Origin of the sequence: Vagococcus sp., from assembly GCF_036639995.1 — a bacterium.
Lineage (GTDB): Bacteria > Bacillota > Bacilli > Lactobacillales > Vagococcaceae > Vagococcus.
Window position 1 is genome coordinate 27,050 of the sequence record NZ_JAVWHO010000023.1, and the last position, 7,986, is coordinate 35,035.

8 protein-coding genes are annotated in these 7,986 nt (G+C 33.7%); 3 read left to right on the forward strand and 5 right to left on the reverse strand.

Going from position 1 to position 7,986, the window contains the following annotated elements; all coding sequences use genetic code 11:
- Window positions 1–197 precede the first annotated feature (197 nt).
- The 4 genes from rnjA to RR554_RS07305 form a co-directional block, all read right to left on the reverse strand.
- Entirely contained in the window at window positions 198–1,871 is a 1,674-nt protein-coding gene (rnjA, locus tag RR554_RS07290) for a ribonuclease J1 (RefSeq protein WP_332463563.1), read from the reverse strand.
- 2 nt (window positions 1,872–1,873) lie between these two features.
- Entirely contained in the window at window positions 1,874–2,089 is a 216-nt protein-coding gene (locus RR554_RS07295; RefSeq protein WP_332463564.1) for a DNA-dependent RNA polymerase subunit epsilon, read from the reverse strand.
- A 448-nt stretch (window positions 2,090–2,537) separates the two neighbouring features.
- On the reverse strand, window positions 2,538–2,810 hold the full coding sequence (locus RR554_RS07300) for a GNAT family N-acetyltransferase (RefSeq protein ID WP_332463565.1): 273 nt from the start codon (window positions 2,808–2,810) through the stop codon (window positions 2,538–2,540).
- Complete coding sequence (locus RR554_RS07305; protein ID WP_332467720.1) at window positions 2,811–3,077, reverse strand: (4Fe-4S)-binding protein; 267 nt, start codon at window positions 3,075–3,077, stop codon at window positions 2,811–2,813.
- Window positions 3,078–3,255: 178 nt separating this feature from the next.
- Here RR554_RS07305 and RR554_RS07310 point away from each other — a divergent pair, with 178 nt between their 5' ends.
- The 3 genes from RR554_RS07310 to RR554_RS07320 all read left to right on the forward strand — a co-directional run bounded on the left by RR554_RS07310 (window position 3,256) and on the right by RR554_RS07320 (window position 7,060).
- Window positions 3,256–3,411, forward strand: a complete 156-nt coding sequence (locus RR554_RS07310) for a hypothetical protein (protein ID WP_332463567.1) — start codon at window positions 3,256–3,258, stop codon at window positions 3,409–3,411.
- 161 nt (window positions 3,412–3,572) lie between these two features.
- Window positions 3,573–5,303 carry an ABC transporter ATP-binding protein gene (locus RR554_RS07315; protein WP_332467721.1) on the forward strand — a complete coding sequence of 577 codons (1,731 nt, stop codon included), beginning with the start codon at window positions 3,573–3,575 and terminating at the stop codon, window positions 5,301–5,303.
- Window positions 5,300–7,060: an ABC transporter ATP-binding protein gene (locus RR554_RS07320; RefSeq protein WP_332463569.1), complete on the forward strand. Its 1,761-nt coding sequence runs from the start codon at window positions 5,300–5,302 to the stop codon at window positions 7,058–7,060. Before RR554_RS07315 ends, RR554_RS07320 begins: the two co-directional genes overlap by 4 nt.
- A gap of 30 nt (window positions 7,061–7,090) precedes the next feature.
- On the opposite strand, the gene RR554_RS07325 is transcribed toward RR554_RS07320, so the two are convergent.
- On the reverse strand, window positions 7,091–7,849 hold the full coding sequence (locus RR554_RS07325; protein WP_332463570.1) for a class I SAM-dependent methyltransferase: 759 nt from the start codon (window positions 7,847–7,849) through the stop codon (window positions 7,091–7,093).
- Between the last annotated feature and the right edge of the window lie 137 nt (window positions 7,850–7,986).

Consider the following 7,986-nt stretch of genomic DNA (forward strand, 5'->3'; position numbering starts at 1 on the left):
AACTGTTATTTTCTTCATAGTTATTTCCTTTCTAAGTAAAAATAAAAAAACATATCTTTCTTCCATAATAGCAAAGAAAGATATATTTAAATAGAGAAGAAATAAAGAATGTAGTCTATTTTTATAACAAATAAAAAAAACTAAAGATGAATTTTCACTCATCTTTAGCTTTTAAATTAAGTAATTACTTTATTTTATTAATTTGCTTCAAGAACAACTGGTAAAATCATTGGATGTCTTTCAGTTTGTTCAATTAAGAAAGGTTGAATAGCATTAATAATGACTTCATTTAACATCGCTTCATCACAGTCCTTATTTTTAAGAGCTTTGCGAATGGCATTAAATAAAATTCGTTGTGATTCTTGGATTAATTCGCCAGATTCTCTCATATAAATGAAACCACGAGATAAAATGTCTGGACCAGCGACAATTGTTTGCGTGTCATAATCAACAGTAGCAACGGCTAATACTAAGCCATCCTCTGAAAGAATACGACGATCTTTTAAGACGATATTACCAATGTCACCAATGCCGTTACCGTCAACATAAACATCATCAGCGGCAAAATGACCAGCACGTCTAGCACTTTCACTTGTTAAAGCTAAGACATCACCATTTTCTAAAATATAGCAATTCTCTTTTTTAACACCTGTTGCTTGTGCAGATTGTAAATGCACATTTAACATGCGGTACTCCCCGTGAACAGGGATGAAATATTTTGGCTTCAATAAACGTAATAATAATTTTTGCTCTTGTTGTCCACCGTGACCAGATGTATGAATGTTATTAACTTTACCATGAATCACGTTTGCACCAGCTTCTGATAACAAGTTAATCAAGCGATTAACACTTGTTGTGTTACCTGGAATTGGTGAACTTGAAAAGATAACTGTATCATCGGGTTGGATTGAAATCTGACGGTGAGTCCCGTTGGCGATACGACTTAAAGCAGCCATAGGTTCACCTTGAGATCCGGTACAAAGAATCATAATTTCGTTTGCCGGGTATTTATTAATTTCACGACTATCAATGAACGTATCATCGGGCACATTAATGTATCCTAATGCACGCCCATTAACCATGGCATTTTCCATACTACGACCAAAAACAGCAATTTTACGTCCCGTTTTAACAGCCGCCTCAGCAGTTTGTTGTAATCTGAAAATATTTGAAGCAAACGTCGCAAATATCACACGACCTTCGACTTTTTCAATGATGCGTAAAATAGATTCGCCAATGACTTTTTCAGATTTAGTAAAATCAGGTACCTCAGCATTAGTACTATCTGATAGAAGACATAACACGCCTTCTTCACCTAATTTTGCCATTTTATGAAGATCAGCTGGCTCGCCAACTGGTGTAAAGTCAAATTTAAAATCCCCTGAATAAACAATATTACCAGAAGGGGTTTTAACAATAACGCCATTTGCTTCTGGAATACTATGTGTTGTTCGGTAGAAACTAACCGATGTTTTTCTAAATTTAATGACAGAGTCTTCGTTAACTTCATGAAGTTCAGCGTCTCTTAAAAGACCATGCTCATCTAACTTATTACGAATCAAAGCCATAGCTAATGGACCAGCATAGATTGGGATATTAGCTTGTTTTAAAAGAAATGGAATACCACCAATATGATCTTCGTGACCATGAGTGATAACAAGTGCTTTCACTTTAGAAATATTTTTAATAATGTATTGATAATCTGGAATAACATAATCAATTCCTAATAAATCATCTTCTGGAAATTTAATACCAGCATCAATGATAATTATCTCATCTTGAAATTGGACCCCGTATGTATTTTTCCCAATTTCGCCAAGTCCACCGATGCCAAACACACCTGTTTCATTGTTTTTTATTTGGACTTTCATAACTACTCAAACTCCACAAGTTTGAAATCAGCGTTCTCTTTTTCGTACTCTAAATGATTTCCTTCTAAGGGTTGAATTAACTCAATGTTGTAAGGGGTATGTTGTTCGATTACTTTTCTAGCCTCAACTGAACTTTCTGATTCCATATAAAGAGATAATGTTTTCTCTCTTTGTGGGCTACGTGCTTTGTCTTCTTGATAATATACTTTATAAATCATATAAAAATCTCCTTCGTCTAGTTATTTTAGTGAGTTATTTTATTTTTAAACGCAACAAACTGAGGTGTAAAATACACCTGCATTTATAATATGGTTAACTTTAAAGAAGTCTTCAAAGTAACATGAAACCTTGTGTTGTTTCATTATAAAAGATAAAAATTCACCGTCTCGAGTGTGGAGAAAAACTCTCCAACAATTAGGTATATTCTATCATAATCAAAGACCGTTGTATAGAATCATTCACTAAGAGGTTTAAATAGGGAAAGAGAAAAAGTGAGGTAATTGAAAAAGTAGTGGAAAAAACGGAAAAAACGTCAAAATAAAAAAAGTTTCAATTTTTATTTTTTTGGTCAAAAGCTTGTTATACTGGGCTAAAACAAAGAATTGGCTATTCGAAAACGGAATAGCCAATCAAACAAAACGTTACTTTTTAATAGTTTCTTTTAGATTATTTTAAAACATCTTGATATTCTTTTTTTTGATCAAATTCTTTTTTAGCAAAGGGACAAAGAGGCATCACTTTTTTATTGTTTTTCCTCGCATAGTCAACTCCTAGAGCAACTAACTTTTCAGCAATACCTCGGCCACGATGAGCATCATCCACATATGTATGGTCAATAATAATCATTGTTTCTCCAGCATTAGACCAAGTCATTTCACCAATTTCTTGCCCGCTATCTTCAAAAACGACAAAACGATTAGCTTCTTCAACGTATTTCATTTAGGCAGTCTCCTTTTTAATATATTTTAAGGCACCAGTTGGGCATGTATTGATAACAAGCTCGTTGTTTTCAGTAGTTCCGTTATCAGTTATAATCCATGGACGTCTGCCAACTTCAAAAACATCAGGGTTACCGCGAACACATTTTCCAGCGTGCTCACAAACCTGTTGGCTATAAAAGATGTCCATTGCTTCACCAGAATATTTTCGATATCCTGCCTCAAGTAATTCCTTTTCAGATACAGTTGCTTCGTTGATATTTGTCATTAAAACCCATTCCTTTCAAGAAGATGTATTGAGAGTTAAGTATAACATATTTTTTGAAAAACAGCTTCTTTTTAGTAAGCATAGTGATTAATTCAGGAAATGTTAAGGTTAAATTAATAAAAGAGGTTTACCTAAATAGTAGAATAGATTAAACTACCACAAGAAGGGGAGAGGTAAAGTGTTACTAATGATCGTATTTGGCATTTTAATGAATGTCTTAATTGTCTTTTTGTTTTGTCCGGGAATTTTAGGGATTAATTTTCTTTTTACGATTGGTCTATTAGGTGTGATGTTGGATTCAGTAAAAGATAAAAAACAAAATTTAGCAGAATAAGTGATAAAAAAGTGCTTGTGACTGAAATTGTCACAAGTTTTTTTGTGCGACAAACTTAAAAAATGTTCCTTAAAAAAGAGGAGGAAAGATAGGCATTTAATAAAAAAATGTGGTATGTTATAAAATAGCAACACATGTTCAGATAGATAGGAGATGATTTAATGAAAACAATGTGGCATTATGCCATGAAACAAAAAGGTTTATTAATGCTAAACGTTATTTGTGTATTCGGTTTCGTTATTATTGAATTAGGCCTCCCTACATTCCTAGCTAAGATGCTAGATGTCGGGATTGTTAATAATGATTTTGAGTACGTTAAAAAAATGGGTCTTTATATGGTGGCAACGATTATTATTGGGATTATTCTTTATATCGGGTTAGCCATTGTTGGAGCAAGAATCAACACGCGTTTAGTTCAGCAAATGAGAAATGATATGATGAAAAATATTCAGCAATATTCTCATCAAGAGTATGAAAAAATAGGTATGTCCTCTCTTATCACTCGAACAACTAATGATGCGTTTCAAGTCATGACCTTTATGGGGATGATCTTAAGAATTGGTTTTATTACGCCCATCATGTTTGTTTCAAGTATTGTAATGATAGTCAGAACAAGCCCGTCGTTAACCACGTTTGTTATTGGGGCGCTACCATTTCTTTTAGGTGGTATTCTATTAATCGGAAAACGTTCAGGTCCATTGTCTGAGAAACAACAAAAAAATCTCGACAATATCAACATGATTTTAAGAGAAAATTTAAGTGGTTTACGTGTTATTCGTGCTTTTGTAAATGAACCTTTTGAAGAGCAACGATTTGATAAGGTGAATCAAAAGTATGCTGAAAGCTCTAAAAAATTATTTAAATTAATGGCATCTGCACAACCTGCCTTTTTCTTTTTATTTAATATTGTTATGGTTCTTGTTATTTGGTTTGGTAGTGTCCAAATTGATGCAGGAAGTTTAGAAGTTGGTAATTTAATCGCATTTATTGAATATATTTTCCATGCGTTATTCTCATTCCTTTTATTCTCTGCAGTATTTATGATGTATCCTCGTGCCGCTGTTTCTGCTAATCGTGTTCAAGAAGTTTTAGACTTGACGCCTTCCATTAAAAATCCAGAGAATGGTGTGACTGAAACACCAACAAATGGTGTATTAGCTTTTAAAGACGTTTCTTTTGCTTATCCAGGTAACTCAGAAAGCCCAGTGATTCGTAATGTATCGTTTACGGCTAATCCAGGAGAAACTGTTGCCTTTATTGGGAGTACAGGAAGTGGAAAATCAACCTTAATCCAGTTAATTCCTAGATTTTATGATGTTTCAAGAGGTTCTATTACGATTGATGGCGTGGATGTTAGAGAATATGACTTAGGAACATTGCGACATAAAATTGGATACATTCCTCAGAAAGCGTTACTGTTTTCAGGAACAATTGCGGATAATTTAAAATACGGGAAACCGGATGCAACTAAAGAAGAGATGCTTGAAGCAATTGATATTGCCCAAGCAACAGAGTTTATCGAAAGTAAAGAAAAAGGATTAGATGAACCAATTTCAGAGGGTGGTTCAAACTTTTCTGGTGGTCAAAAACAACGGTTAGCGATTGCTAGAGCCTTGATTAGAAAACCAGCTATTTATGTGTTTGATGATAGCTTTTCAGCACTCGATTATAAAACTGATGCTACTTTAAGAAATCGATTGAAAAAAGAAACAACAGAATCAACAGTATTAATTGTGGCTCAGCGTGTCAGTACAATTATGCATGCCGATAAGATTGTTGTTTTAAATGAAGGAGATGTCGTAGGCATTGGAACCCATCATGACTTATTGAAAGAGTGTTCCATTTATTATGATATTGCCTCATCACAATTAACAGAGGAGGAATTAGCATGAAAAAATCACTTAGTTCTTTAACCCGATTGTATGCTTATATTTCTCCTTATAAGTTACATTTTTTCTCAGCTATATTTATGACGTTCATTGCTATCTTTATGAATGCTGTCCTTCCTTATGTGACAGGATTACCAACAACACGTATTTCTCAAAATATTAAAGAAGGTCAAGCCATAGATTTTAGTTATATAGGTAAGATTTTAGTTGTGTTATTAATTATTGGGTCGATTTATAGCTTGGCAAGTTTCTTAGCTCAAATGTTCATGACAAACGTTGTCCAACATTCTATGAGAGACTTAAGACAAGAGCTAGATCAAAAAATTAATCGTTTACCAGTCTCTTATTTTGATAAAAATCAATTTGGTGATATTTTATCACGTGTGACAAATGACGTGGATGCTGTAAGTAATGCGATGCAACAAAGTTTTATTGCGATTATTAATGCGATACTAGGAATTGTGATGGCCATTACAGCGATGTTGATGATTAACGTTAAGTTGGCAATGGTTGTAATGATTATCATTCCTTTATCAATTATTATTTCAAAAATTGTTGTTAATATCTCTCAAAGATATTTCAAAAAACAACAAGACTCACTGGGTGATTTAAATGGCTTTGTTCAAGAAAATCTAACAGGATTTAATATTTTAAAACTGTACGGCAGAGAAGATCAAACCTTGACTGATTTTAAAGAAGTAAATGGTCGGTTAGCTCATAATGGATTTAGAGCAGCTGCTCTTTCAGGTTTGATGATGCCTTTAGTTAATTTGACTGCTTATAGTGCTTACATTGCCGTTGCTGTCTTAGGGTCTCATTATATTATTCAAGGAACCCTACTATTAGGTAACTTACAAGCTTTTATTCAATATGTATGGCAAGTGAGTCAACCAATGGGACAAATTACACAGTTGTCATCTGTCCTACAAAGTGCTTCTGCAGCCACAACTCGTGTCTTTGAAATTTTAGACGAAGTAGAAGAAGAGTTAAACGAAAAAGACATTCCATTACCTGAAACAATAGAAGGTAATGTAACGTTTGAGAATGTGTCATTTAGTTATGACCCAGAAAAACCGTTAATTCAAAACTTTAATGTTGAAGTTAAAAGTGGTCAAACAGTAGCAGTTGTTGGGCCAACGGGTGCCGGTAAAACAACGTTAATCAACTTGCTTATGCGTTTTTATGACGTAACAGAAGGTGCGATTAAAATTGATGGTATTGATACGAAGAAAATGAAAAGAAGTGATGTTCGTTCATTATTTGGAATGGTGCTTCAAGATGCATGGTTATATAACGATACCATTGCGGAAAATATTCGTTTTGGGAAGTTAGATGCGACGGATTATGAAGTAGTCGATGCAGCTAAAACAGCCAATGTGGACCATTTTATTCGGACGATGCCAGATGGATACAATATGGCGATTAACGAAGAAGGGGACAATGTCTCACTTGGGCAAAAGCAGTTACTAACTATTGCACGTGCTGTTATTTCTGATCCGAAAATTTTAATTTTAGATGAAGCTACAAGTTCAGTGGATACAAGGCTAGAAGGTTTAATCCAAAAAGCAATGGACCGTGTGATGGAAGGTAGAACAAGTTTTGTTATTGCTCACCGATTGTCAACTATTCGTGATGCTGATTTGATTCTTGTAATGGATAAAGGTCAAATTATCGAACAAGGAAATCACGACACATTAATTGCTAAAAAAGGTTTCTACGAACAACTTTATAACAGCCAATTTCAAGAAGAGGCTGAATAAAAAGCAGGTCGATAAAAAAATCGACCTGCTTTATTTTTTTCCTTCAAAGGTAATCGTTTGATTGCTGTTTGTTGGTGCTTCATCAAATTCATAATCGGCAGAAATGCTAATCTCCTTAAAGCCTACTTTTTCAAGCATTAATCGAAATTCATTTAGGCCATACCACCGAAGTAAAAATTGTTGTAATTCTTGCTTAATTAATTCTCCTTTTTGCCAATAACTATATGTTAAATGAGAAATAATATGTTGACTGAACCAATCGATTTCCACAATTTTCTTCTCATAAGTAATCAATTCTTCTGTGTTGATAGGAAAACTTGTCGTTGAAGTTTCACCTAATTCTGGATAAAAAGGTAAATCAATATCGATAATTATTTTTCCACCAATTTTCAGATGACGATAAAAATTAATTAGAGTTTGATAGGCTAGTTTTTCTGTTTCGAGCAAACAAAATGTGGCTGTAGGCATGATAATCGCTTCATAATAATTTTCAGCAATTAAAAAATCTGCCAAATTTCCTTGATGAATGGTAGTAGCTAATTGCTGCTGAGATAAACTTGCTTGGCAAGCAGCTAGCATATCAAAAGATTGGTCAATTCCTTCTATATCAAATCCCTCTTTTAGTAAAGGAATTAACATCCTGCCACTACCAACACCAGCTTCTAAAATTTTCCCGGAAATCCCATCAAGTCGTTCACTGTAATAATCAATGTCGCCATTTAAAGAGGCTCCAATGGGTTTAGTTAGTTCATAAACTTTTGTTGCTAATGGACCGTAATGATTGTACATATTCTCACCTATTCTTTATTTATTAACTCCTATTTTAACTTATTTTCAAAAAAAAGATAGAAACAGAGATTTCTGAAGAACAATTTATGAAATATAGTGTTTTCTACAAATAAGAGATGTTTAAGCAAATTAAATAG